Origin of the sequence: Listeria farberi (assembly GCF_014229295.1) — a bacterium.
In the GTDB taxonomy this organism is placed as follows: domain Bacteria; phylum Bacillota; class Bacilli; order Lactobacillales; family Listeriaceae; genus Listeria; species Listeria farberi.
Genome location: NZ_JAARZL010000002.1, coordinates 246,264 through 270,772, shown reverse-complemented (window position 1 = coordinate 270,772; position 24,509 = coordinate 246,264). Strand labels below are relative to the sequence as shown.

At 38.4% G+C, this 24,509-nt stretch carries 24 protein-coding genes, 1 other RNA gene and 1 riboswitch; of the genes, 4 read left to right on the top strand and 21 right to left on the bottom strand.

Annotation, left to right across the window (positions count from 1 at the left end; all coding sequences use genetic code 11):
• Positions 1-18 precede the first annotated feature (18 nt).
• Complete coding sequence (gene ppdK / locus HCB38_RS08925; protein ID WP_185638282.1) at positions 19-2,658, top strand: pyruvate, phosphate dikinase; 2,640 nt, start codon at positions 19-21, stop codon at positions 2,656-2,658.
• A 48-nt stretch (positions 2,659-2,706) separates the two neighbouring features.
• Here ppdK and HCB38_RS08920 read toward each other — a convergent pair whose 3' ends face one another.
• The 10 genes from HCB38_RS08920 to mntR all read right to left on the bottom strand — a co-directional run bounded on the left by HCB38_RS08920 (position 2,707) and on the right by mntR (position 13,167).
• Positions 2,707-3,084, bottom strand: a complete 378-nt coding sequence (locus HCB38_RS08920; protein WP_185319079.1) for a VOC family protein — start codon at positions 3,082-3,084, stop codon at positions 2,707-2,709.
• 3 nt (positions 3,085-3,087) lie between these two features.
• Positions 3,088-4,071, bottom strand: coding sequence for an aromatic acid exporter family protein (locus tag HCB38_RS08915; protein ID WP_185618407.1), 984 nt, complete (start codon positions 4,069-4,071; stop codon positions 3,088-3,090).
• 94 nt (positions 4,072-4,165) lie between these two features.
• Positions 4,166-4,789 carry a DedA family protein gene (locus tag HCB38_RS08910; RefSeq protein WP_185607886.1) on the bottom strand — a complete coding sequence of 208 codons (624 nt, stop codon included), beginning with the start codon at positions 4,787-4,789 and terminating at the stop codon, positions 4,166-4,168.
• 134 nt (positions 4,790-4,923) lie between these two features.
• Positions 4,924-6,435 (bottom strand): phosphohexomutase domain-containing protein, encoded by a 1,512-nt coding sequence (locus HCB38_RS08905; protein ID WP_185638280.1) that lies wholly within the window; start codon positions 6,433-6,435, stop codon positions 4,924-4,926.
• 68 nt (positions 6,436-6,503) lie between these two features.
• Positions 6,504-7,379 (bottom strand): putative RNA methyltransferase, encoded by an 876-nt coding sequence (locus HCB38_RS08900; RefSeq protein WP_185319084.1) that lies wholly within the window; start codon positions 7,377-7,379, stop codon positions 6,504-6,506.
• 52 nt (positions 7,380-7,431) lie between these two features.
• Positions 7,432-7,914, bottom strand: a complete 483-nt coding sequence (locus HCB38_RS08895; RefSeq protein ID WP_185638278.1) for a dihydrofolate reductase — start codon at positions 7,912-7,914, stop codon at positions 7,432-7,434.
• Between the two features lie 15 nt (positions 7,915-7,929).
• On the bottom strand, positions 7,930-8,874 hold the full coding sequence (locus tag HCB38_RS08890) for a thymidylate synthase (protein ID WP_185618403.1): 945 nt from the start codon (positions 8,872-8,874) through the stop codon (positions 7,930-7,932).
• Between the two features lie 12 nt (positions 8,875-8,886).
• Positions 8,887-10,779: an ABC-F family ATP-binding cassette domain-containing protein gene (locus HCB38_RS08885; protein ID WP_185638276.1), complete on the bottom strand. Its 1,893-nt coding sequence runs from the start codon at positions 10,777-10,779 to the stop codon at positions 8,887-8,889.
• A 118-nt stretch (positions 10,780-10,897) separates the two neighbouring features.
• Positions 10,898-12,580 (bottom strand): formate--tetrahydrofolate ligase, encoded by a 1,683-nt coding sequence (locus tag HCB38_RS08880; protein WP_185319088.1) that lies wholly within the window; start codon positions 12,578-12,580, stop codon positions 10,898-10,900.
• Between the two features lie 158 nt (positions 12,581-12,738).
• On the bottom strand, positions 12,739-13,167 hold the full coding sequence (mntR, locus tag HCB38_RS08875) for a transcriptional regulator MntR (protein WP_185319089.1): 429 nt from the start codon (positions 13,165-13,167) through the stop codon (positions 12,739-12,741).
• A 373-nt stretch (positions 13,168-13,540) separates the two neighbouring features.
• On the opposite strand from mntR, the gene cspD reads away from it, so the two are divergent.
• Positions 13,541-13,741: a cold-shock protein CspD gene (gene cspD / locus HCB38_RS08870; protein ID WP_003728273.1), complete on the top strand. Its 201-nt coding sequence runs from the start codon at positions 13,541-13,543 to the stop codon at positions 13,739-13,741.
• A gap of 123 nt (positions 13,742-13,864) precedes the next feature.
• Positions 13,865-14,266: a ribonuclease HI family protein gene (locus HCB38_RS08865; RefSeq protein ID WP_185638274.1), complete on the top strand. Its 402-nt coding sequence runs from the start codon at positions 13,865-13,867 to the stop codon at positions 14,264-14,266.
• A 17-nt stretch (positions 14,267-14,283) separates the two neighbouring features.
• Here the strand turns inward: HCB38_RS08865 and HCB38_RS08860 are convergent, their stop codons facing one another.
• From HCB38_RS08860 to HCB38_RS08810, 11 genes are all read right to left on the bottom strand, one after another.
• Positions 14,284-15,156: a 5'-3' exonuclease gene (locus HCB38_RS08860; RefSeq protein ID WP_185319090.1), complete on the bottom strand. Its 873-nt coding sequence runs from the start codon at positions 15,154-15,156 to the stop codon at positions 14,284-14,286.
• Between the two features lie 75 nt (positions 15,157-15,231).
• Complete coding sequence (gene rpsN / locus HCB38_RS08855; RefSeq protein WP_185319091.1) at positions 15,232-15,501, bottom strand: 30S ribosomal protein S14; 270 nt, start codon at positions 15,499-15,501, stop codon at positions 15,232-15,234.
• Between the two features lie 122 nt (positions 15,502-15,623).
• Complete coding sequence (gene chiA / locus HCB38_RS08850; RefSeq protein WP_185319092.1) at positions 15,624-16,682, bottom strand: chitinase ChiA; 1,059 nt, start codon at positions 16,680-16,682, stop codon at positions 15,624-15,626.
• Between the two features lie 190 nt (positions 16,683-16,872).
• Positions 16,873-18,180 (bottom strand): nucleobase:cation symporter-2 family protein, encoded by a 1,308-nt coding sequence (locus HCB38_RS08845; RefSeq protein WP_185319093.1) that lies wholly within the window; start codon positions 18,178-18,180, stop codon positions 16,873-16,875.
• Between the two features lie 6 nt (positions 18,181-18,186).
• On the bottom strand, positions 18,187-18,765 hold the full coding sequence (locus HCB38_RS08840; protein WP_185638273.1) for a xanthine phosphoribosyltransferase: 579 nt from the start codon (positions 18,763-18,765) through the stop codon (positions 18,187-18,189).
• 81 nt (positions 18,766-18,846) lie between these two features.
• A riboswitch (purine riboswitch) is annotated at positions 18,847-18,947 on the bottom strand.
• A gap of 45 nt (positions 18,948-18,992) precedes the next feature.
• Positions 18,993-20,501 carry a carboxypeptidase M32 gene (locus HCB38_RS08835; RefSeq protein WP_185638270.1) on the bottom strand — a complete coding sequence of 503 codons (1,509 nt, stop codon included), beginning with the start codon at positions 20,499-20,501 and terminating at the stop codon, positions 18,993-18,995.
• Between the two features lie 15 nt (positions 20,502-20,516).
• Complete coding sequence (locus HCB38_RS08830; protein WP_185638268.1) at positions 20,517-21,665, bottom strand: THUMP domain-containing class I SAM-dependent RNA methyltransferase; 1,149 nt, start codon at positions 21,663-21,665, stop codon at positions 20,517-20,519.
• A 162-nt stretch (positions 21,666-21,827) separates the two neighbouring features.
• An RNA gene (gene rnpB / locus HCB38_RS08825) (RNase P RNA component class B) lies at positions 21,828-22,209 on the bottom strand.
• 36 nt (positions 22,210-22,245) lie between these two features.
• On the bottom strand, positions 22,246-22,587 hold the full coding sequence (gpsB, locus tag HCB38_RS08820; RefSeq protein ID WP_185319097.1) for a cell division regulator GpsB: 342 nt from the start codon (positions 22,585-22,587) through the stop codon (positions 22,246-22,248).
• Positions 22,588-22,718: 131 nt separating this feature from the next.
• Positions 22,719-23,267 carry an SLOG family protein gene (locus HCB38_RS08815; protein WP_185319098.1) on the bottom strand — a complete coding sequence of 183 codons (549 nt, stop codon included), beginning with the start codon at positions 23,265-23,267 and terminating at the stop codon, positions 22,719-22,721.
• Positions 23,264-23,629: a YppE family protein gene (locus tag HCB38_RS08810; protein ID WP_185319099.1), complete on the bottom strand. Its 366-nt coding sequence runs from the start codon at positions 23,627-23,629 to the stop codon at positions 23,264-23,266. Before HCB38_RS08810 ends, HCB38_RS08815 begins: the two co-directional genes overlap by 4 nt.
• 246 nt (positions 23,630-23,875) lie before the next feature.
• Here HCB38_RS08810 and recU point away from each other — a divergent pair, with 246 nt between their 5' ends.
• Entirely contained in the window at positions 23,876-24,481 is a 606-nt protein-coding gene (gene recU, locus HCB38_RS08805) for a Holliday junction resolvase RecU (RefSeq protein WP_185319100.1), read from the top strand.
• Positions 24,482-24,509: the final 28 nt, after the last annotated feature.

Below are 24,509 nucleotides of genomic sequence, written 5' to 3'. Positions count from 1 at the left end.
TTAGAAGAGGTGAATAATGTGAGAAAATTTGTCTATCAGTTCAGTGAAGGTTCTAAGGAAATGAAAAATCTTTTAGGAGGAAAAGGCGCTAATTTGGCCGAAATGACGAATATCGGTTTACCTGTCCCTCCTGGATTTACTATCTCAACTGCGGCTTGTAATGATTATACGATTAATAACAAACATTTATCTGAATCCATCTTTGAAGAAGTGAAAATTCATTTGGCGGAACTCGAAAAGCAAACCGGGAAAATTTTTGGATTCGCAGAAAATCCTCTGCTCGTTTCCGTACGTTCTGGCGCCCCCTTTTCGATGCCTGGCATGATGGACACTGTGCTAAATCTTGGGTTAAATGACCAAGCGACTGAAGGACTTGCCAATCTTACTGGTGACGCTCGTTCGGCCTACGATTCTTATCGCCGTTTCATACAAATGTTTGGTGATGTTGTTTATGAAATTCCGAGCTATCAATTTGAACAGGCCCTTAGTCGCATAAAAAAAGCAAACAACTATCGCTTAGATACAGAATTAACTGCGACTGATTTAAGCAAACTCATTGATGCTTATAAACTAATTTTTAATCAAGCAACTGGTACCGATTTCCCGCAAAATCCAATGGAACAACTGCGACTTGCGATTATCGCTGTTTTTGATTCCTGGATGAACCCTCGCGCCGTTATTTACCGGAGATTACATGATATTGATGCGAGTTTTGGTACAGCTGTTAATATTCAAGCAATGGTCTTTGGAAACACTGGAGAAACGAGTGGAACCGGAATTACTTTTACTCGTAATCCATCCACTGGTGAAAAGAAAGTTTTTGGGGAATTTTTACTTAACGCGCAAGGTGAAGATGTGGTTGCAGGAATCCGTACACCTGAGCCGATTAGTGCGCTTGAAGAAAAAATGCCCGCCGTTTACAATGAGCTTATCCATACTTGTGAACTCCTTGAGAATCATTATTTAGACATGCAAGACATTGAATTTACCATCGAAAAAGGCAAACTTTATGTCTTACAAACTAGGAGTGGCAAGCGAACAGCCAAAGCAGCAATTCAATCAGCTGTCGATTTTGTCCATGAAGGAAAAATTTCCCGCCAAGAAGCCATTATGCGCGTAGAAACTAAGCAACTACATCAATTACTTCATCCAACTTTTGATGAAAGCGCTCTTAAAAAAGGGCAAATTATCGCAACTGGTTTACCTGCAAGTCCTGGCGCTGCAACTGGTCAAATTTTCTTTGAAGCAAAAGAAGCTGTCCAAGCAGCCGAACGTGGTATTCCTGTCATTTTAGTCCGTGATGAGACTTCTCCTGAGGATATTGAAGGTATGGCGCAGAGTAACGCTATCTTAACCGCTCATGGTGGTATGACTTCCCACGCTGCCGTTGTTGCTCGTGGAATGGGAAAATGCTGTATAGCTGGTTGTGCTGAACTTACTATTAATGAAAAAGAAAAAACGCTTCTTCTCCCTACTGGAAAAATGCTGCATGAAGGGGACTCTCTCTCGCTCGATGGTAGTTCCGGTAAAGTTTATCTTGGAGAAATTGCACTTAGAGAAGCGCAAATTGGCGGACATTTTGACGAGTTAATGGCCTGGGCTGATGCAGAAAAAAAATTGATAATCCGTGTTAATGCAGATACTCCAGTTGACTTTAAAAAAGCTCTTTTGTTTGGCGCAGAAGGCATTGGCCTGTGTCGCACCGAGCATATGTTTTTTGATGAAAAACGAATTCCCTATGTGCGCCAAATGATTTTGGCAGAGTCATTAAGCGAGCGCGAATCCATTTTAGCTACTTTAAAAGAAATGCAAAAAGCTGATTTCAGTGAGTTATTCCGTATTGCAGACGGTCGCGCGGTAAACATTCGCTTGCTTGATCCACCATTACATGAATTTTTACCAAAAACGGAGCAAGAAATAGAGCAATTAGCGAGTGCAATGAGTCGAACAGTTCCCCAAATTACAAAACGAATTAATGAACTAAGAGAAGCAAATCCTATGCTCGGACACCGCGGTTGTCGGCTTGCTATCACGTTTCCAGAAATTTACCGGATGCAGACGGAAGCTATTATTGAGAGCGCCGTCACGCTTCATGATGAAGGAATTGACGTTCATCCAGAAATCATGATTCCGCTCATCGCGACGAAAAGCGAATTAAGCTATATAAAAAAAGAGATGAAACAAGCGATTCATACTATTTTTGATAGAGAACGAGTGATGCTCCCATATGATATTGGTACAATGATTGAAATTCCGCGAGCATGTGTAACAGCAGATGAAATCGCCGAGGAAGCAGAGTTCTTTAGCTTTGGAACCAACGATCTAACTCAACTCACCTATGGCTTTTCACGTGATGATGCAACTAAATTTTTAGCAGATTATTATGAAAAAGATATTTTACCAAAAGATCCATTTGTCACGATTGATAAGAATGGTGTCGGGTCACTTGTTGAAATGGCGGTTACCCGTGGAAGAATGACTTCAGAACATTTAAAAATGGGAGTTTGTGGCGAACATGGTGGCGATCCAGAATCTATCCAGTTTTTCCATCAATTAGGGCTTAGCTATGTATCATGCTCCCCGTATCGCGTTCCCATTGCACGTCTCGCAGCAGCTCAAGCCGCATTAGCAGAAAAGCAACTAGTTTCAACTAACTAAAAAAAGCCAGATGACAATCGTATAGACTGTCATCTGGCTTTTTTCTAACTATTTTTCACAAATCGCAAAATAATTTCCTTCGTTATCCGAAAAATTAAACACCCGTCCCATTGGTAAATCTACTAAATCACCGACCGTAATACCTTTATTTTTATATTCTTCATAAAGTTCCGCAACATTTTTTCCAAACAATAAAATGGACGGAGTTCCAAGATTCATTTCTGGATTCATTTCGGCAACTTTCTTTTTATTTTGAAGAACAAAGGTAGTTTCTAAACCTTTTGTTGGCGCTATTTCAATCCACTGAATTTCGCCATTTACAACTTCTTCTGAAACTACGACAAAATCCAATTTTTCTACCCAAAAATCTCTTACTGCAGCTTGATTGTCCACATATAACATCACTTGACCAATTTTTTCAATCATCGTTCATCGTCCTCTCGTCATTTCTTTTTCCTTTAATCCAAACTCCGCATAAAAGTCACGCTTCATTTCTAATAAATAGCGTAAATCATTCATAAATTGGAATAAAATCGCTCTATTTTCAAATTCCGCTCGTGTCTCTGGGAGTTTGCTACTTCTAAACTCATGCACCATCTTAGTAATTTCCGCTACTAAATCCTCTGCTGTATTATGCTCATCTAGTGTCTGTGCTGTTTTTTCTGTAATTTCTGCCAGCGCCATACTTTGCTCAGAAGAATGTTCGAACGCAACTAAATGTCGTTTCATCTGTGTTAAAATTCGATATTGTACAAGCCGCATATCGACATACTGTGAATAATAATGGGAGGAAGCAAAAAACTGATTATCTAAGTTTCTTGCTGCTTTTTCTTGTGCATAGTCTAATGTACCCTTTAATTGATTTAATAAGCCAAATTCATCATGGTACTCCGACTGATTTCGGAGTCCTTGTGTCATTTCCGTTAAAATTTGTCGCATAATTGCTTCTATTTTTTGTTGGCTACGTTTTAATTCGTCTTCCATTTTTGGCATATATAAATTTAAAATAATCGCAATACCAGCGCCAACTGCCATAAGTAACAGTTCATTTTTAAACCAAAAGAAGGATAATGATTGTTCGAGTAAAATATGCGATACGAGTACCGAGCTCACAACAATTCCGTCAGCAACATGTAGTCTTACTGCAAGCGGAATAAAAATCAGTAAATAAAGTCCAAAACTCACCGCGTTATAACCAATGAGCATGAAAAACACGGCAGCAATAGAAAGCGCCAAAACAGTCGAATAAACCCGCTGAATTGCTAATTGTAAAGACCCTTTTTTCGTATTTTGTACACTTAAAATTGCGATAATCCCTGCCGAAACAGCATATTCCAGGTGTAGCCATTCCGCCAAAACTATCGCCAGTGTCGCTGCAATCGCGGTTTTCACCGTTCGCATTCCAATCCGCATATATTCCCGTCCCCTTTCTATGTCCAACTTATCATAGCACGAAAGCAAAATTCGCAAAAGAAAAACCTTGAAGATCATTCCTCAAGGTCATACACTATTCTTCATCTAGTGTTTTTTTGAAACGTGCTCGGAAAAAGAAACCTAAGCCGACAACAACAAGTATCGCAATGACGCTATAAATTATAGTTGAAAAGCTATCCATAAAAACCACAATTTCATTCCATGACTCACCAAGCATGGCGCCAAGTCCAATTAAAACTGTATTCCAAAGTAAGCTTCCCGCGGTCGTCAAAATTAGAAACCGCGACATTTTCATCTTCGTCATCCCTGCTGGAATCGAAATTAAGCTTCGTATTAGCGGAATCATCCGACATAAAAATACAGCCCAACTTCCATATTTCAAAAAGAAACTTTCTGCGCGCTCAATATCAGATTCCTTCAGTCGCAAAATCCGACCGTATTTTAACACAATCTTCGTGAGTCGTTCTTTGCCAAAATAAGAAGCGACTTTATACAGTAAAATTGCGCCCACAACAGAACCTAGAGTTGCTACAATAATCACCATCACGACATTCAGTGATGTAACTGTCGTCATAAATCCACCAAAAGTTAAGATAATCTCAGAGGGAATGGGTGGAAACAAGTTTTCAACCATAATCAAAACAAAAATACCTATATACCCAAAATCAGCCATAATACTTGTAATCCAAGTTTCCAAAAAACACACTCCTGTACTTTATTTCCCTTTTAAAGTAAGTGCTTGCTTTTTAATTTTACTATACTAGCTCTACTTTTTCAATTGATTTGGTAAAAAAAGAACTCGGTAGCCACAAAGTACCAAGTTCTTTATTTTTACATCTTTAATTCTGCTTTACTCGCGAAAAATTCTGCTAAACGATCTTTCACTTTCCTGATGCCGCCTGCTTCATCACTTTCTAAATTCATCGGCATCACTGGTTCGTGTAAACTCATTCTAAGTAAGAACCAACCTTCGCCAAGTGCACCGCTCGTATTCACACGAATTCCTTCTTGGTTCACCGGTTCTAATTTCATGTCCGCGTCAGCTTCTACAAATGTCAGAAAATCAGCTAAAACTTCTTTTCCATAAGCTTTAAAATCGGTTGCTGTAATGCTTAACCGGATTTCTTCGCTTTCTGCTGGCTCTTTTAAGTCTGCTATTAAGTCTGGCAAATCTTTTCCATTTTTTCGTAAAGTGGCATACGTCATTAAAATTTTGGCAATAAGATAAGCGCCATCATCCAAGAAATAATTTTCTTTTAATGCGGCATGCCCACTTACTTCAATAGCAATTTCCGATGGGATTCCGTCTGCATTTAGGCGAAGAGCCTCATTGATAACGTTACGATAACCACGTTTAAAACGGTGTTGTTTCCCGCCTTTTGCTTCGATAAAGGTTTGCAAATGCCCAGATGTTGTGGAGTCAGTCACGATAGTTGTTCCTGGTTTTTCTTCTAAAATAATACTAGAGATAACAGCAATTAATGGGTTGCGGTTTAAACTTTCGCCATTTTTATCCATAATCGCAGCACGGTCTACATCCGTATCAAAAATCACACCTAAATCCGCCCCACTAGCAAAGACCGCTTTTTTCAAACTAGCCATTGCTTCCTCATTGTCAGGGTTCGGGATATGATTAGGAAAATTGCCATCCGGATCTAAAAACTGGCTTCCAGAAATGTCTGCGCCAAGTTCTGCCAATACTTTCTCAGCAAAAAAGCCGCCAGCGCCGTTCCCTGCATCAACAATAATATGGCTTCCTTGGAGTGGTTTCATTTTGTCAGTTGCACCTGTGATCCCTGCTCTAATCTTATCTGTTAAGTCCGCTGCATATGTAGAAAGTAAATCTTGTTTTGTTACTTTACCAAGATTTATTCCATTTTCGATGAATGATTTATCTGTGTGGGCTATGATATAATCAATATCCTCGTGTTCAGCTCCACCAGATTTTGTAAATAATTTTAGTCCATTATACATAAAAGGTAAGTGACTCGCTGTAATCATAATGCCGGCATCACAGTGGTAGTCTGCGTACTGAGTAGCCATAAACATAGCTGGTGTTGTTGCAAGCCCAACATCCACGACATCTATACCAGCAAAAGTTAACCCTTTGACAAGTGCCGCTTTTAATCGTTCAGCTGAAAGTCTGCTATCATGGCCAATTGCCACTTTTGCTTGACCTTCCACTTTTTTCTCCTCTTTTAGCCATTTCGCAAAGCCATAAGCAATCTTTTCTACACGTTCGTCTGTCAGCGTAATCTGATATTTTTCCGTAGCGATTGCTATTCCACGTATGTCTGACCCGTTTTGCAGTGCTTCTAACGCTTTCGTTTCTGATTGATTCATGTCATTCCTCCAGCTTCTGTATTTTTCCCCTTCATTATAGCTTAAATTGCGCATAATTCACATAGCTTTTACAAAAGATGTGCTCGATTTGCAATAATGATTTTTAGATCTACCGTTAACTCTTTTGGCGGATTTATTAATAATTCGCTTTTTTTATCTTTATCCATGTGCCAACCAAGTGGCGTCATTTCAAGAAAATCGGCAAATAATTTTTTAGCGATTGGCGCTTTATATGTCACCCGTTCAACATGTTCGACTGTTAATTTTTCCGCTAATCGAGATGTAACAGACTCATTCGAATAACTACTCTTCTCATCAACATAAATAAATTCGCGTATCTCCCGCAAATAATTCGCCTCTGGAACTACTTTTAACAAAAAGCCATCCGTTTTTAACAGCCGCTTAAATTCCTCATAATTTGATGGTGATAAAATATTTAAAATCACATCTGCCGTTTCTGATTGAGTGGGACAATTGGCTAAATCAGCTACTGTCCAAATAATCCCGGGGTAATCTCGCGCAGCTTGTTTCACGCCTTCTTTAGCAATATCTAGCCCCATTGCTTGGACACGGCGTCCTTTTTCTTGAAGAATCTTTACAACTTGCGCTAAATGACTCCCTTCCCCGGAACCAGCATCATATATAACTACTTCTTCTTTTTTTGTCTCTGCAATGATTTCTGTCACTCGTTCGATCAATTTTTCAAAAAAGCCACTCGCAATCACTTTTTTTCGTGATTCAAATAAGGCTTGATCATATTTGGTTTTATGTCCTTGCTTGAGTAAATGTAAATATCCAGGCTTGGCAATATCAAACCCATGATGGTTTTTACATACAAATGCATTCGGTTCACTAAATGAGAATTCCTCTCCACAAATCGGGCAAGCAAGCAGTGTCATACTTTCTTTCATTGCAAGCTTATTAATCTCCATTTTCGATAACAATTAAACGTCACTCCACTCGAAAAACGTTGCCCAAAAACAGGCAACGTTTCTACTAATTTCTTTCATACGTATAAAATGTGTAATTATATTTATTTTTCTCATCTTTTTCATGAAGTTCTCTCGCTACTTCTGAAAAGTTTTCCCAGTCTACTTCTGGAAATGCGGTATCTGCATCAAATTCGGCATCAATTTTTGTGACAATTAACTTATCCGCCACATCCATAAATAAACGATAAATTTCCGCTCCACCAACCACATAAATCGGTTCGCCGGTTTCGGCAAGCGCCATAACCTCATCACGTGAATGAAGAATTTCTGCGTCGTCTAGTTGCAATTCATTATCCCTAGTCAACACAATTGTCTTTCTATTTGGTAAAGCTTTACCTAGTGATTCATAGGTTTTCCGTCCCATGACGAGCGTTTTTCCAGTTGTCGTTTTTTTGAAAAATTGCAAATCTCCTGGTAAGTGCCACGGCATTTTGTTATCTTTTCCAATATTACCAGCGCGGTCTTGTGCCCAAACAAAAATTATCATCTAAGAAAACCTCCCTTATACTGAAATTGGTGCTTTAATAGCTGGATCTGGATTATAACCATCTAGTGAAATATCCGCTACTTCAAAATCAAAAATGGTTGCAGGTTTATCTGAAAGCACTAATTTTGGAAGTTTGTGCGGTGTTCTAGACAACTGTTCTTTCACTTGCTCAATATGATTGTTATAAAGATGCGCGTCTCCCATAGTATGGATAAACTCACCAACGTCAAGCCCTACTTCACGTGCAATTAAGTGTGTGAGAAGTGCATAACTCGCAATATTAAACGGTACTCCTAAGAAAATATCGGCACTACGTTGATACAGCTGGCACGATAATTTTCCGTCCGCTACATAAAATTGGAATAGCGAGTGACAAGGTGGTAAAGCCATATTCGGAATATCTTCCGGATTCCAAGCAGACACAATCAAACGACGCGAGTTCGGATTTGTTTTAATCATTTCAATTAAGTCAGCTAACTGATCAATTGTTTCCCCTTGCGAAGTTTTCCATTCACGCCATTGCTTACCGTAAATATTACCTAGTTCGCCGTATTTATTCGCGAACACTTCATCTTCTAAAATCCGCGCTTTAAACTTCTCCATTTCAGCTTGATACACTTCGTTAAATGCTGGATCACGCTCAGCACGCAGTCCAAAGTCAGTCATATCCTCGCCATTATAATCAGTACTTTTCACAAAACGCTCAAAAGCCCACTCATTCCAAATGTTATTATTATGCTGTAAAAGGTAGCGAATATTCGTATCTCCATGTAAAAACCATAATAGTTCACTTACGACAAGTTTAAATGGTACACGTTTTGTTGTCATAATTGGAAAGCCTTCCTGTAAATCAAATCGCATTTGATAACCAAATGTGCTGATTGTTCCAGTCCCAGTGCGATCTCCTTTTTGTGTGCCATTCTCTAAAACGTACTTTTCTAAATCCAAATATTGTTTCATCGTTCGCACTCCTTATTCCGCGTATTGTGATAAAAATTCCCAGCGTTCCATCATTTGTTCCAGCTCCGATTCTTTCGCTGTAATGAGTTCGCTAATTTCTGCTGCTTTTGTAAAATCTGCTCCAGTTTGTTCTAATGTTTCATTGAGCGTTTCAATCGTTTGTTCTAATTCGCTAATGGTATCTTCAATCCCGTCCCACTCGAGTTGTTCTTGGTAAGTGAGTTTAACTTTCTCTTTTTTCTCAGGTGCTTTCTTTTCGACCGAAGTATTCGCCATTTTTTTCATTGATTTCGCTGGTTTTCCTTTAGCCTCCAGCTCTTTCAAATAATCACTATATTCTCCGTAGAAAATTTCTACTTCACCAATCGCCCGGAAAACGAGCAATTTGTTCACGACTTTATCGAGGAAATATCTATCATGGCTGACCGTAATAACCGTCCCATTGAATGATTCTAAATAATCCTCTAAAACGGTTAACGTTTGCGTATCTAAGTCATTAGTCGGCTCATCTAGTAATAAGACATTTGGTCGTTCCATCAAAATGCGTAGTAAGAATAACCGACGTTTTTCTCCACCCGATAAGCTACCGATTTTCTTCCCGTGGGAATTCGGTGGGAATAAAAATCGTTCTAGCATGGCGCTCACACTAATCACTTCTCCACCAGAAGTCGTTACTTGCTCCCCTGCCTCTTGCAAATAAGCAATCATTCGCATATCCGGGTCCATTTCTTCATTTTGTTGCGTATAGTAACCAATTTGTACGGTTTGTCCAGTGACTACTTCCCCAGCATCCGGCGCTAGTTTTCCAGCTAACATATTCAGTAATGTGGATTTTCCCGTTCCGTTATTTCCAGTAATACCAAGTCGTTCTCCTGGTTGAATTATTAGGCTAAAATCCTGTAACACTTGCTTTTCATCAAATCGTTTTTCCAAGTTTTTTAGTTCAAAAACATCTTTTCCAAGACGACTAGTAACAAAATCAATCGCCAGTTCCGAGTCATCTATTTTTGTTTTCACTTTTTTCTCTAAATCATGGAAACGGTCTTGTCTGGCATTTTGTTTAGTGGCGCGACCTTGAGGACCGCGTCGCATCCAAGCCAGTTCCTTGCGATAAAGGTTTTTATTTTTCTCAGATTCACGGACTTCGTTTTCCATCCGAATCGCTTTAGATTCCATGAATTTCTCGTAGTTCCCAACGTATCGATAAGCCGAACCTCGGTCCAGCTCCACCATGTGATTTGTCACCCGGTCAAGGAAATAACGATCATGAGTAACGAGCAATACGGCTCCTTTAAAGCGATTTAAATATTCTTCTAACCAACGAATCGACTGAAAATCCAAGTGGTTAGTAGGCTCATCTAAAATAAGCAAATCAGGTGTCTCGATTAAGACTTGCGCCAAACCTACCCGTTTTCGTTGCCCACCAGAAAGCTCGCTTATTTTCGCGGTTAAATCTGTAATGCCTAAACGCTCCAAAATCGTTTTCGCTTCTGTATTCATATCCCAAGCCGCACTAGCATCCATTTCTTGGCTAGCTGCTGTATAAGCATCATGTAATTTAGTATTTTCTGCATCAAGGGTCATCGCAAGTAACACTTCTTCATACTTACGCATTGCCCGAAGCGCCGCAGTATCTCCGTCAAAAACAGCTGAAAGAACCGTATCATTTTCATTAAACTCAGGATCTTGCGCCAAGTAGCCTATCGTATAATCTTTCGCTTTCGTAACAGTACCTTTGTCTCCAGATTCGCTTCCAGAAATAATTTGTAATAGCGTGGATTTCCCAGTACCATTCACGCCAATCAAACCAATGCGTTCGCCTTCTGTTACCGTTAATGAGATATTCTCAAACAGGCTTTTTTCGCCATATGTTTTTGTTAAATTTTCCACTTTTAATTGTTTCATTTAGTCCCATCCATTTCCGTTTCGTCCTTATCTATTCTAGCTGAAAATATAGAACATAGCAATTGCTTAAGATGAAAAAAGTTCCAAAAGCGGCTTTCCGCTTTTGGAACTTTTACTTTTAAAATAAACCTTGTGCATTACCGTTTTCGTCGACATCCATATTTAATGCCGCCGGTTTCTTCGGTAAACCAGGCATTGTCATCACATCGCCAGTTAAAGCAACTACGAAGCCTGCGCCAAGTTTTGGAATAAATTCGCGAATATGAATAACAAAGTCAGTTGGACGACCAAGTAATGTTGGGTCATCCGATAAAGAATATTGTGTTTTCGCCATACAAATTGGATAGCGGTCCCAACCATATTTTTTGAATTCAACGATTTGTTTTTGTGCTTTACTTGAAAGTTCCACGCCAATACCACCGTATACTTTCGTCACAATCGCTTCTAGTTTTTCTTCAATCGACCAGGCATCATCGTAAATACGTTTGTAGTCTGCTTCCCCGCTTTCAACAGCTGCAATAACTTTATCTGCCAGTTCCAGTCCACCGTCGCCACCTTTTTCCCAAACTTCTGTCAAGGAGAATGGAATACCATGTTCTTCGCATAGCGCTTCTAATTTCGCTACTTCAGCGTCAGAATCGGTGATGAACTTATTAATTGCTACTACGTAAGGAATCCCAAATGTTTGAATCGATTCCGTATGTTTTTGTAAATTAGTAAAGCCTTTTGCTAAGGCATCAACATTTTCTTCACTAAGTTCTGTTTTTAAAGCGCCACCGTGCATTTTCAGTGCGCGAATCGTTGCTACAATAACAACACAATCTGGTGCTTTTCCAAGGGCAGGAACTTTAATATCTAAAAATTTCTCCGCACCGAGATCCGCTCCAAAACCAGCTTCCGTTACTACATATTCGCCAAGTTTAAGCGCTGTACTTGTCGCAGAAACACTATTACAACCATGAGCAATATTAGCAAAAGGACCGCCATGTACAATCGCTGGAGTATGTTCTAATGTTTGCACTAAATTAGGTTTTAACGCATCTTTTAATAGTAATGTTAATGCACCTTCATAACCCATTTCGCCAACAGTTATTGGTTCTTTTTTATAATTATAGCCAATCACAATTTCACTTAAGCGTTTCTTTAAGTCTTTTAAGTCACTTGCTAAACAAATGATTGCCATAATTTCAGAAGCAACTGTAATATCAAAACCATCTTCACGTGGAACGCCTTGGATTGGCCCACCTAGACCAACAACTACTTTTCGAAGCGCACGATCGTTCAAATCAACCACACGTTTCCAAACGATTCTTCGGCCATCAATATTTAAATCGTTTCCTTGCTGCATATGATTATCAATAAATGCCGATAAAGCATTGTTAGCTGCTGTAATGGCATGAAAATCACCTGTAAAATGTAAATTAATATCTTCCATTGGAATAACCTGCGCATAACCGCCGCCAGTCGCCCCACCCTTAATACCCATAGTAGGTCCAAGTGATGGTTCGCGAAGTGCAATAACAGTTTTCTTATCTTTTTTAGAGAGTGCGTCGCCAAGACCAACTGTCACAGTTGATTTCCCTTCACCAGCTGGTGTTGGATTAATAGCTGTTACAAGTACAAGTTTACCTGGCGCTTTGTCTTTTAACGAGTGAATCGTATCATAGGATAACTTTGCTTTATACTTTCCGTAAAGTTCGAGTGCATCTGTGTCTAGTCCTAATTGTTCTGCAATCGTTGTAACTGGTAGAATTTCTGCTACTGATGCAATTTCAATATCTGATTTCACTTTATTTGACATGATATCCCCTCCGAATATGTATATTGTAACAAAGAATTAAGATATTTTGGCTTCTTTAGTGCATCAAAAAAGCGCGACACCAAGCGATGTAACACCATTTTGATTCTAAAGTAAGGCCTTGATTGCGCAAAAATCAACATCTCAACCTTGGATTACCGTTATTCCTTTGTTTCTGGTTTCGTCGTCTCCATCGCCTTAAGCGCCTTAAGCGCATCCGGATGATTTTCAAAAAACTGAACAACATCCCCAATACGGTCAATCGAGTTCCAACTCAAGTGGTGTTCAATGCCTTCCACATCATGATAAATATGAGACGGTTCCACACCAATAATACTTAAAAAACTTTCTAATAATGCATGTCTTTCTAGTAGCCTTTTCCCCATTTGTGTTCCTTTTGGTGTTAAAATTAATCCACGATATTTTTCATAGATTAAATATTCGTCTTTATCTAGTTTCTGTACCATTTTTGTTACAGAAGAAGGATGGACAAATAACTCATCAGCAATATCTGAAACTCTGGCATAACCTTTCGTCTCAATAAGGGAATAGATTTTTTCAATATAATCTTCCATACTAGGTGTTGGCATAGCTATACCCTCCAACTTAAATTCTTTCACACAGCCAATTGTACTATAATATCTGACTTTCTAAAAGCAATTACCCTTTCTAAAACGAAATTTCTCCTAGGATATTCAAGTACTTTTTTTCGCATGCTATCTAACATAAAGAGACAAAATATAACATTCAAGTAAAAAGTAAGGCTTTACAAGTCCAAAAATTTAAAAAATATTGAAAATCAGCTTGACGTATATAGGTATTTTGATTTATAGTGTTAGTATCATATGCGGCAACGCTATGAACTGAAAAGGTAGTATTTGCAAGAAAAATTTTTAACAAAAATGAAAGCGTTTTAAAAATGATTCTAGCAATTATTAGCCATACTTAGGAGGATTTATTTCAATGCAAAATGGGAAAGTAAAATGGTTTAACAATGAAAAAGGTTACGGTTTTATCGAATCAGACGGCGGCGAAGATATTTTCGTTCACTTCACAGCGATCCAAGGTGACGGCTACAAATCTTTAGAAGAAGGCCAAGCGGTAACATTTGAAGTAGTAGAAGGTAATCGCGGCGCTCAAGCAGCCAATGTAGAAAAAGCCTAATCCAGTTGCCAATTAGACACAGACTTAGAAACCGGTATTCTTTTACCGGTTTTTTTATTGCAAAAATAGAGCTTTCCTTCTATAATAAAGCCACATCTACTCAAATAATAGGAGGCGCACAATATGGAAGTTTTCGTTGACGGTGCAAGTGCTGGAAATCCTGGTCCTAGTGGTGCAGGTATTGTCCTAAAAGCAGCTGGTATCTATGAACAATTCGCCATCCCTCTAGAAGTTATGACCAATCATGAAGCTGAATTTATCGCGATTAAACTAGGCCTAGAAGAAGCTTTAAAAAAACAAGCAACTTTTATTCGACTGTGCTCTGATTCGAAAGTCGCCATTGAAGCAATCCATAAACGACACGCTAAAAATCCTTTATTCAAACCCCATTTAGAAGCAATTTTAGAAATGGCTGATTCGGTAGAGTTATTTTTTGCAGAATGGCGTAACGTTAGCCAAAATAAACAAGCCGACCAACTCGCGCGTCAGGCTATAAAAAAACAAAAGCAACCTGGTGTCAAATAACCAGATTGCTTCTATTTTTATTCAATATCGCGCGTTAACGTTTTCAATCCATATTTTTCAACAACTGCAAAAGCATCATCGTTGAAACCATTATATTTTAAGCTTGCTATATTCATTTCTAACGGCACTTCGGTATGAATTCTAGCTAATTTTTGGCTCAGTTCAAGCATTGCTAAATCTTCTTGAATTTTCAATTGTTGGGCGGGTTTAAGTTTATCTAAGTTATTTAAAACTCCTTCAATTGATTCAAATTCTTGGATAAGTTTAATCGCTGTTTTTTCACCGATGCCACGCACTCCAGGATAACCATCAGAAGTATCTCCCATCAAGGCTTTCACATCAATAAACTGTTTCGGTGTAATGCCCATTTCTTCAAAAAAAGTTGCTTCATTATATCGTTTATAATTGCCATAACCTTTTTGCATAATCCACACATCATTCGTCGGTGCGATTAGCTGTAGTAAATCTTTATCGCCACTTAACACAGTTGTCGAAATACTATTACTAGCCTGAACTGTAATCGTACCAATGCAGTCATCTGCTTCAAAGCCAGGTACACCCAAGTTAACAAAGCCAAACCCAGCAGCTACTTCTTTTGCTAAATCGAATTGTGGTATCATTTCTTCTGGTGGCGCCGTTCTGCCCGCTTTGTAACCATCATATAATTCATTACGAAATGTTTGTGACCCCATATCCCAGCAAATAAGTGTATGCGTTGGGTTACTTTGGCGGATCGCTGCAAACATATGACGCATAAAACCTTGCACGCCGTTTGTCGGTATCCCGTGTTGATTAAACATAAATTGTTTGGAAACAGCTGTTGCATAAAATGCTCTAAAAAGTAGTGCCATTCCATCTACAACGAGCAAATTTTCTCGATTTTCGTTCATATATAATCCTCCTATTTCCTTCTACTGCCATCTATTGTAGCATAATTATATCTGGCTCGCAGAAAAAAGGAGCATTTACCAGCTTGCTTTTTTCACGCCGGGTAATTGTCCTTGATGTGCTAGTTCACGAAACCGAATCCGTGACATTCCAAATTTACGCATATAACCATGCGGACGTCCTGTTAGCTCGCAACGATTGTGTAGTCGTGTTGGTGAAGAATCTCTTGGCAGCTTACGCAACTCATCAAAATGGCCTTCCGCTTTAAGCTTGCGGCGAAGTTCTGCATATTGTTCTACAAGCGCTTTTTGACGTTCATGTTTAGCAACTTTTGATTTTTTAGCCATCTGTCTCTCCTTTCATAAATAATAATCATTCCGATTTATATCATACGCCGATTTTAAAATGAATGCAAGTCTCTTGTTTTAAAAAAACCGATACCCACTTAAAATGGGTATCGGTTCGTTATTTAATTAGTACCAACGATTGGTCCATAAGCATTAGAGAAACCATTATTATAAGCTACTCCAGCACTATTTTTACCAGCGTCCCAGTTAACGGACCAGGTCATAACACCTTTTACTGGAGTTCCTTTTGCTTGTAAACGATTGAATACATTTTGGACGATTTGAGGGTCTTTAACGTAACCAGTTGCCGCTGCATCTACATTAGCTGGTAAACCAAAGACAAATTTATTCGCAGGAATTTTTAAATAGCCGCGCGTCCCGTTAATGAAAGAATCAGCCATGTAATATAAGAAAGATTCTTTTAAAGTATCATTATTTTGCGCAATCCATTGGTTAGTTTCATCTACCCAAACTCCGTCACCACCTTGATTGTAAAGTTGTGGAGCAATATAGTCATAGTAATTAGCAAGGGAAGTTAAGTAGCTTTCATAAGCGCTACCTGGTTTTAAATAAGGAAATTCTGGCGCCATCGTAATTAAGAAGTTTTTGCCTTCTGCTTTGTAATGATCTTTGACGATTTTTAGCGCTGCTGGAATAACGGTTTTATTATCTCCCGCGGTAATGGCACTTTGTTCTAAGTCTATGTCTAGTCCATCAAAGCCGTATGTTTCTACTTGGCGGATAATTTCATTCGCGAACGCCTGTTCATCCCCAGCCTTCAGTTCCACGTGACCATCTGCACCACCAAGCGCTAAAAGTACTGCTCGACCTTCTTTGTTTAATGCGCCAATTTGTGCTCTGAAATCGCTATCAGTTATTCCCACTGGTTTAAAAGTTGGTATGCGATTTACACCGTCCCCTTTCATAAAGGAAACATCTACCACGTTATAAGCTTTTGGTGTATCTTTTAGCGCAATATCAGCCGAAGTCCCTTGTTGATAGCCATCTTTTCCGGAAGATTTCCAACTATGCCAGTACCCAACTAGCACCTGTTTGTTAGAAATATCTGGCATAACAGAAGCATCATCAGTCGCTGCTTGAACTGTATTGCCAAACGCTCCCAGTCCCGTACCAACTAAAAGTAAAGACAAACCACCAACCATTACTTGTTTTCCATTCATCTACTTTTCCCCCTTACTTTATCTACCCCAAACTTGCTTTTTGGAGCTACTTGAAAATACCCATCAGTATGAAAATAAAACTAGAAAAACAGCAAAAAAGCGAAATTGATATAGACCAATTCCGCTTTCAAATAAATGAATGTGTAAAAGTATATGAGAAAAAATAGCCCAATTAAAACTGTTTTATTTTTTACTCAGCATGTTGAAGTTCTGAATCTACTACTTTTTTATCTTTTCTGTGTGGAATCATATTGAAAATGATATTTAATGTGATTGCAGTCACACTTCCAGCAACAATTCCATTACTCGTAAACAAACGAACAAAGGATGGAAAAGCATTAAATAAATCTGGTACAACTGTTACGCCTAAGCCAACCCCAACTGCACATGCGATAATTAACAAGTTCTCTTGAGAGGTAAAATTAACTTTTCCAAGCATCTTAATACCTTGTGCAACAACCATTCCAAACATTGCGACCATAGCGCCCCCAAGGACTGGAGTTGGAATAATCGTAGTTACTGCGCCAATTTTTGGAATTAGACCAAGGACGATAAGGAAACCAGCCGCTGCATAAATCACTTTACGTGTTTTAATACCAGAAAGCTGAACAAGTCCCACGTTTTGCGAATAAGCAGTATATGGGAATGTATTAAATACCCCACCAAGCATAATCGCAAGGCCCTCTGCTCGGTAACCACGCGTTAAATCTTTTTGCGATAATTTTCGTTCGGTAATATCAGATAAAGCAAAATATACTCCAGTCGATTCCACCATGCTGACTAGTGCAATTAAAATCATCGTAATAATCGCTGGCCACTCAAATGTCGGCATGCCAAAATAAAATGGTTTCGGCATATGGAACCAGCTCGCCTCACTCACAGGCCCAAGCGAGATTCCTTTATAAAGCGCTGCAAAAAGCGAACCCCCAACCAGTCCTATTAAAACAGCAATTGCCTTCGAAAACCCTTGTCCAAAACGATACACTAAAATAATTAAAAGTAAAGTCCCAAAACCAAGGCCGAGATTATACATTGAGCCAAAATCTTTTGCCCCTTCTCCACCGGCAAGATTATTAATCGCCACTGGAATTAGCGTTAAACCAATCACAGTTACAACGGAGCCCGTCACTACAGGAGGGAAAAATCGTACAACTTTGGAGAAAAATGGTGCTATTAATAATACAAAAAGTCCTGAAACAATAATTGATCCATAAATCGCGCCAATGCCCATATCTTGGCCAATCAAAATAATTGGTGCAATGGCCTGAACTGCACATCCAAGTACAACTGGTAAGCCAATACCAAAGAAGCGATTAACTGTTAATTGTAGCAATGTCGCAATCCCACACATAAAAATATCAATCGAAACTAAGTAAGTCATTTCTTCTCCATTAAAACCAAGCGCTCCACCGATTAATAGTGGAACAATAACTGCTCCAGCATACATCGCTAGAACATGCTGAAATCCTAAAGCTGCAATTTTCCCTTTACCTAACATTAATTCCTATTCCTCCTCTAAAAATAAGATTTCTTCGTTTTCAAGTGAGGCAATTCGTGCTAGTGAATAAACTGGAATCCCTGTTTTATTTAATAATTCGCGACCTTGCTGGAAGGACTTTTCAATGACTATCCCAATTCCTGCAACTTTTGCTCCAGCAAGCTCAGCAATTTCAAGTAAGCCAAGAACTGCTTGACCATTTGCGAGAAAATCATCAATAACTAAAATCGTATCTGCATCTGTTAAAAATTGCTTGGATACAGAAATATCATTTGATTCTTTTTTCGTGTAGGAATAAACCGTACTTGTATACAAATTATCCGTTAAGGTCACAGATTTTTTCTTTCTAGCAAAAACAACCGGTACTGAAAGAGCTAATCCTGCAAAAACAGCGGGTGCAATACCAGAAGATTCGATTGTGATAATTTTTGTAATACCTAAGTCTTTAAAACGTTCAGCAAACGCTTTTCCCATTTCTTGCATTAAGCCAGGATCAATTTGATGATTTAAAAATGCATCTACTTTTAAAACATTTCCTGGTAAAACTGTACCTTTTTCTTGAATAAACGCTTCCAGTAATTTCAAAGATATTCTCCTTTCAAAATAAAAAAACTGCTTCTCTAAATTTAGAGAAGCAGTATAGAAGCCACCAATTTTCATAGTGACTTCTTTATACAAACTACTCATAGTCCGGTTATTTACGGTAACCAGGTAGAAACTCGTCGCCCAATCGCAACTATTATATAAGTATTTCGGTTTTAAGTTATGTTGTTTATTATAGCTTTCTAAAGGAGCGGGGTCAAGCTAATTTTTTACTCATTAAATTGGTAAACGTATGCATATCTTTTTTCTAGCAAATCTAGCAAATATGTTGGATTCAAGCCTTCTCCTGTTGTATCTGTTAAAATTTCTAGCGGTTTCTTCGTTTTACCAAATTTATGCACATGTTCAGTCAACCATGTTTTTAGTTCCGAATAATCATCACTGGCGATAATTGCATCAATATTTGGAATTTCTTTTCGCATTTGGTTAAAGAACTGCGCCGCATACATTAAGCCAAGTGCGTATGATGGGAAGTAACCAAAGTCGCCACCAGCCCAGTGAATATCTTGCAAGACACCATTTGTATCATTATCTGGACGAATGCCAAGATATTCTTCGTATTTATCTCCCCAAGCTTTTGGTAAATCCTTCACTTCTAATTCACCGTTAATAAGTGCTTTTTCTAGTTCATAACGAATCATAATGTGTAGTGGATAAGTTAACGTATCCGCTTCAATTCGAATCAGCGAACTTTCAGAGATATTTACTGCGCGGTAAAAACTTTCTAATGTCACGTTACCAAAAGCTGGCTTTGTTACCGCTTGAAACTCTGCATAATTGCTTTTCCAAAATGCTAAGCTAGAACCGATAATAATTTCATAGAATAATGATTGTGATTCATGAATCCCCATAGACGCACCATTTGCAAGTGGTGTTCCAACAAGTGCAGCATCAAAATTTTGTTCGTAAATCGCATGGCCACCTTCATGAATTGTACCAAACACAGCCATTTTAAAGTCATTTTCATTATAACGTGTCGTAATGCGGACATCTCCTCTATTTAAACCAGTGGCAAAAGGATGAACTGTTTTATCTAAACGACCAGCTTCAAAGTCAAAGCCCATTTTATTCAAAATACGAATACTAAATTCTTTTTGTTTTGCTTCGGAAATTTTTGTATTTAAAATCGTCCCATCTGGCTTCACGCCTTCTTTTGCGATTTTTTCACGTATCGCCATAATGCCATCACGTACTTTCTCAAATACGGAATCAAGCACAGATACGGTTACACCTGGCTCATATTGATCAAGTAATGTGTCATATTTATTTTCTTCATAACCCCAATACTCAACAAAGTTACGCTTCATTTCCAGGATTTTAGTTAAGAACGGTTCAAAAGCCGCAAAATCATTTTGTTCGCGGGCTGTTGTCCAAGCGGTTTCTGCTTGTGCTACTAGTTTCGTATATTCCGCATATTCTTTACTTGGGATTTTTTTATTTAAATCATATGTCTTTTGTGATTCTTCTAAAGTTTTGCGAGTGATTTCGGCTAAATTTTCTTTATCAAGGTTAAGTCCAGCAATAAAAGCAGCCATTTCTTCAGAAGTTTGCATATTGAAAATCTCTTCAGATAGAACGCCAATAACATCAGAGCGACCTTCCATTCCTTTTGCCGGCGCGCCTGTACGAAGATCCCAATAAACTAATGCGAGTGCTTCTTCTAAAGCTTCCATCTTTTTAATATATGCTAAAAATTCCTCTTCTAATGTTTCTACCAAACTTAACTCCTCCATTCAGTCTTCTTTTTTAGGACGCGGTTTTCTTGGTCCCCAGTATTGATATAAATCGGTACGCAAATAACCATTATATAATTTCCGTTTTTTCGTTGCTTTTTTACCATAAACTTCTTCAAAAAGCTCATAAGAAGTAAGCACATACACAGACCACGTCGGCATGCGTTTATAAACGATACCCATTTCACGGTATAGTTGGCGCACTGCTTCCTCGTCTTCTAACCGTTCTCCGTATGGTGGATTCGCAACAACGACCCCGTACTCATCTTCTGTTTGGAAATCAGCCACTTGAAGTTGTCTAAAAGTAATTAAATCGCCAAGACCAGCTTCAACCGCATTTTGTTTCGCGATTTCGATTAAACGAGCATCAATATCTCCGCCAATAATATTTAACGGTTGATCATAATTGGCTAAATCTTCTGCTTCTTGACGGGCATCTTCCCAGATTTGTTTCGGCATCCAGTCCCACGTTTCCGACACGAACTCTCGGTTAAAACCAGGCGCAATATTTTGCCCAATAAGTGCTGCCTCAATTGGAATCGTTCCAGAACCACAAACAGGATCATAAAATGGTCTATCTGGATGCCAACTTGTAAGTAACACAAGTGCCGCCGCCATCGTTTCTTTAATTGGTGCACTTCCTTGTGCTAGACGATAACCACGTTTATGTAATCCCGCACCACTAGTATCAATTGTCAATGTCACTTCATCTTTTAAAATAGAAACTTCTAGCTTAAATAACGCCCCTGTTTCCATCAAACGGCCAGAACGACGATATTTTTCACTGACACGGTTTACAATTGCTTTTTTCACAATCGCTTGGCAGTCAGGAACACTATAAAGCGTTGATTTAACCGATTTTCCAGCGACAGGAAATTGTGCATCTAGCGGCAAATAATCTTCCCAAGGTAAAGCTTTCGTCTTTTCAAATAGTTCATCAAATGTTGTTGCTTTAAAAACGCCAACCACAATTTTCACCCGGTCAGCTACACGAAGCCATAGATTCGCTCGAGCAATTGCAGATAAGTCTCCTTCAAAATATACTTTACCATTTTCTACTTTTGGGTTATAGCCTAAACGCGCTACTTCTTTTCCAACAATTGCCTCTAAACCGGAAGCAGCCGTTGCCACCAACTGAAATGTTTTCATTGTGTCCCATCCTTTAATTAAATTTCTAATGAAAAAAAGCTGTTTTAAGAGGAGGAGGTTTGTTTTAAATAGGCATTCAACCAGGTCGAACACCCACCTTAAAACTTGCGCTCCGGCCTTCTAAAACAGCCTTCAATGTTAAATTAAATCCTGTAAATAACGCTCTATAAGCCATGTTCTGTTCTTTACTACGTACAGGGTAATAGTAAAGAGATAACCATCTATCTGCGCGAAAATTAATTCGCACCTCGTCCCTTGTTCTTGATTCCTCGGGAAAAGTGCCCCTACCATAAGTTTGAGTTTCTCGCTCGTGGGGTTTACCTCGTTCCACTTCCGAGCATTTCTGCCGGAACTTCGTCACTGTGGCACCTTCAAGGTTATAAGACCATATCCAAAGACTTAGGTCCTTCACCTGCCGTCAAACCGGAAATCCGGAATGCCCTGGCTTATTGTTTGACCAGGCACGATCACTACGGGCATCACAGCACCGTGCGAGCATGGACTTTCCTCTGCTTTCAAAAGAAAACAGCGATTATCCGAACGTTATTCATTTACTCTTAACTTACTTATACTAGCACACCTATTCGTTATCGTCCAGCTTATTTCCAAAAACATGTTTTTCTAAATTAGAAAGTCGTTTTAGAATATCAAAGTTGGTCGTTCCAGCAGGTTGTGCCGCTGCTTGAAAAGTTGGTGCTGGTTGTGCTGCTGTTCTCACTGGTGCATTATCTAATTCTTGCACTAAACGAATATTTTCCGCTTGCAGTGCTTCAATTTCCTGTGTAAATGTACTGTAATCTTTAATAACCATGTCTAAAAACTCATCTACATCTTCTGGGCTATAACCACGAAGTCCAGTTTTAAATTCTTTTTCCAAAATTTCTTTGCCAGTTAAGTTATACTCAAATTGTTCCGAAGTCATGTAACTCCACCTCTATCTCTATTCTTACGTATTTTGTTCTAATAATATACTTACTCTTATTTTTCCAAATCTCACACCATTTGTCAATCTATACGGGTGTTTTTTGCAAAATTACTACTTACTTCCATATATTAAAATGCTTGATTCATATCTTCCACCACATCTTGTAGTGCATAAAAATCAATACACTCTAAGTAGTAATTCGCTCTTTCTTTAGCTAATTTGGCACGATCATAAAAAAACTTCGGTGAACCTTCTTTTTCTAAGTCATAAATAAGTATTGCTCCGTCCGTGTTATCAATTATAAAACCATCTCTCGCTGCAAATTGGGATGGGCTTTCATAAGGTCTTTTTGTAATAAAAGCATGGTAATCCGCTACACTAAGCACTTCGCTTGCCCATAACTTATTAGCTTCATTCCAGTTATTACTTTGATTTTCAAATGGTTCTAATAGTGCAAGTTTAATAGCATATTCTTCTTTTTTTAATTCAGCCACTACTTCTCCCGCCCATAGTTCAATCCCCAGCTGTCCAGAAATAATTACCCATTCTAATCCGTCTTCTATAAGTGGAATTAAATGACGTTTAATAGTTTCTTTAATATAAACAGCCTCATCTGCGTCCTTTTTAAAAATTCCCAGTTCAAAATTTTTATACCCGGTCACTGCGATGGATTTCACATCAATTCCTCTTTTCTTTTTAAGAAATCTCTTACTCTAGTTAGTGTATACTTGGATGACTGATAGTGATCTAGGAAATGTTTATAAAAAGACTTTCCATTAAATGCACTCACTGCAGTCATTTGGATATTATCACAAGCTTGTCTAAGTTGTAATTCCCCTAAGTAGGGTGGGCGTTCTTTGTTTACCCAGGGAATTGCTAGTTCTAAAAAATTATCTGCACAAGCTTTAGCCTCATCTACAAATGGTTTCATATCTTTATAAAAATCGAACGGTTTTGCCTCTTCACGATTACTTAAATAGAGTTCCCAGTTTTTTTCGTTTTGTAGAAGCAATTTTTCCGTACGTTCTAAAAGTTCCATAATATCACTCTTTTCATTACAATTTCACTTACCTCAAGAATAGCATAGGAAGGGAAATCTTGCCTAAAATTAGATTATTAGCTAAAATATGGTAAAATAGACGAAGGTACGTTCTATTTATTAAGTAGTTCGTTGCCGAAAAGAGTTGTTTTGCATTTTTTTGCTACTATCATTTTCATTTTTATTTGTTATAATAGATGATAGTCTAAAATTCAGAATAGACATTTTCTGATTGAGGTGAAAAAAATGGCTATTGGCTATCCGAACGGCAAAAAATATGCAGCAGGTCATGAGGGAATTCCGCAAAAAAAACGGAAAGCACCTGTTACTTATGGAAAACGTGGTATGTCTTTGGAAGATGATTTAAATGATACAATTGCTTACTATTTAGCACAAAATATCGCTGTCATCCACAAAAAACCTACACCAGTCCAAATTGTCAGTGTGGATTATCCAAAAAGAAGTAGCGCAAAAATTAAGGAAGCCTACTTCAAAACACCATCCACAACCGATTACAACGGTGTTTACAAAGGAAAGTATATTGATTTCGAGGCAAAAGAAACACAAAACACTACTTCCTTTCCACTTAGTAATTTTCACGATCACCAAATGAACCATATGGCAAATGTATTAAAACAAGATGGCATTGTTTTCGTCATCATTGCCTTCCAAAAAATCGGTAAAACCTACTTCATTCCCTTTGAAAAGTTTTATCCATTTTGGCAAAGAATGCAGAATGGTGGCAGAAAATCCGTTACCATTGCAGAAATACAAGATGTATCAGACCAAATTCCTTATGGTCTAAATCCAAGGCTTGACTTTTTGAAATTAATCGAGAAACTATACTTCTAGTCAACCTTTTTTAAAGGAGAGAGATTTT

Excerpts from the sequence above, each read along its gene's own strand:
- HCB38_RS08920 (WP_185319079.1), bottom strand. The coding sequence starts at position 3,084 with ATGATTGAAAAAATTGGTCAAGTGATGTTATATGTGGACAATCAAGCT.
- HCB38_RS08915 (WP_185618407.1), bottom strand. The coding sequence starts at position 4,071 with ATGCGGATTGGAATGCGAACGGTGAAAACCGCGATTGCAGCGACACTG.
- HCB38_RS08905 (WP_185638280.1), bottom strand. The coding sequence starts at position 6,435 with ATGAATCAATCAGAAACGAAAGCGTTAGAAGCACTGCAAAACGGGTCA.
- HCB38_RS08895 (WP_185638278.1), bottom strand. The coding sequence starts at position 7,914 with ATGATAATTTTTGTTTGGGCACAAGACCGCGCTGGTAATATTGGAAAA.
- HCB38_RS08890 (WP_185618403.1), bottom strand. The coding sequence starts at position 8,874 with ATGAAACAATATTTGGATTTAGAAAAGTACGTTTTAGAGAATGGCACA.
- HCB38_RS08885 (WP_185638276.1), bottom strand. The coding sequence starts at position 10,779 with ATGAAACAATTAAAAGTGGAAAATTTAACAAAAACATATGGCGAAAAA.
- HCB38_RS08880 (WP_185319088.1), bottom strand. The coding sequence starts at position 12,580 with ATGTCAAATAAAGTGAAATCAGATATTGAAATTGCATCAGTAGCAGAA.
- mntR (WP_185319089.1), bottom strand. The coding sequence starts at position 13,167 with ATGCCAACACCTAGTATGGAAGATTATATTGAAAAAATCTATTCCCTT.
- cspD (WP_003728273.1), top strand. The coding sequence starts at position 13,541 with ATGCAAAATGGGAAAGTAAAATGGTTTAACAATGAAAAAGGTTACGGT.
- HCB38_RS08865 (WP_185638274.1), top strand. The coding sequence starts at position 13,865 with ATGGAAGTTTTCGTTGACGGTGCAAGTGCTGGAAATCCTGGTCCTAGT.
- HCB38_RS08860 (WP_185319090.1), bottom strand. The coding sequence starts at position 15,156 with ATGAACGAAAATCGAGAAAATTTGCTCGTTGTAGATGGAATGGCACTA.
- rpsN (WP_185319091.1), bottom strand. The coding sequence starts at position 15,501 with ATGGCTAAAAAATCAAAAGTTGCTAAACATGAACGTCAAAAAGCGCTT.
- chiA (WP_185319092.1), bottom strand. The coding sequence starts at position 16,682 with ATGAATGGAAAACAAGTAATGGTTGGTGGTTTGTCTTTACTTTTAGTT.
- HCB38_RS08845 (WP_185319093.1), bottom strand. The coding sequence starts at position 18,180 with ATGTTAGGTAAAGGGAAAATTGCAGCTTTAGGATTTCAGCATGTTCTA.
- HCB38_RS08830 (WP_185638268.1), bottom strand. The coding sequence starts at position 21,665 with ATGAAAACATTTCAGTTGGTGGCAACGGCTGCTTCCGGTTTAGAGGCA.
- gpsB (WP_185319097.1), bottom strand. The coding sequence starts at position 22,587 with ATGACTTCGGAACAATTTGAGTATAACTTAACTGGCAAAGAAATTTTG.
- HCB38_RS08810 (WP_185319099.1), bottom strand. The coding sequence starts at position 23,629 with ATGGAACTTTTAGAACGTACGGAAAAATTGCTTCTACAAAACGAAAAA.
- recU (WP_185319100.1), top strand. The coding sequence starts at position 23,876 with ATGGCTATTGGCTATCCGAACGGCAAAAAATATGCAGCAGGTCATGAG.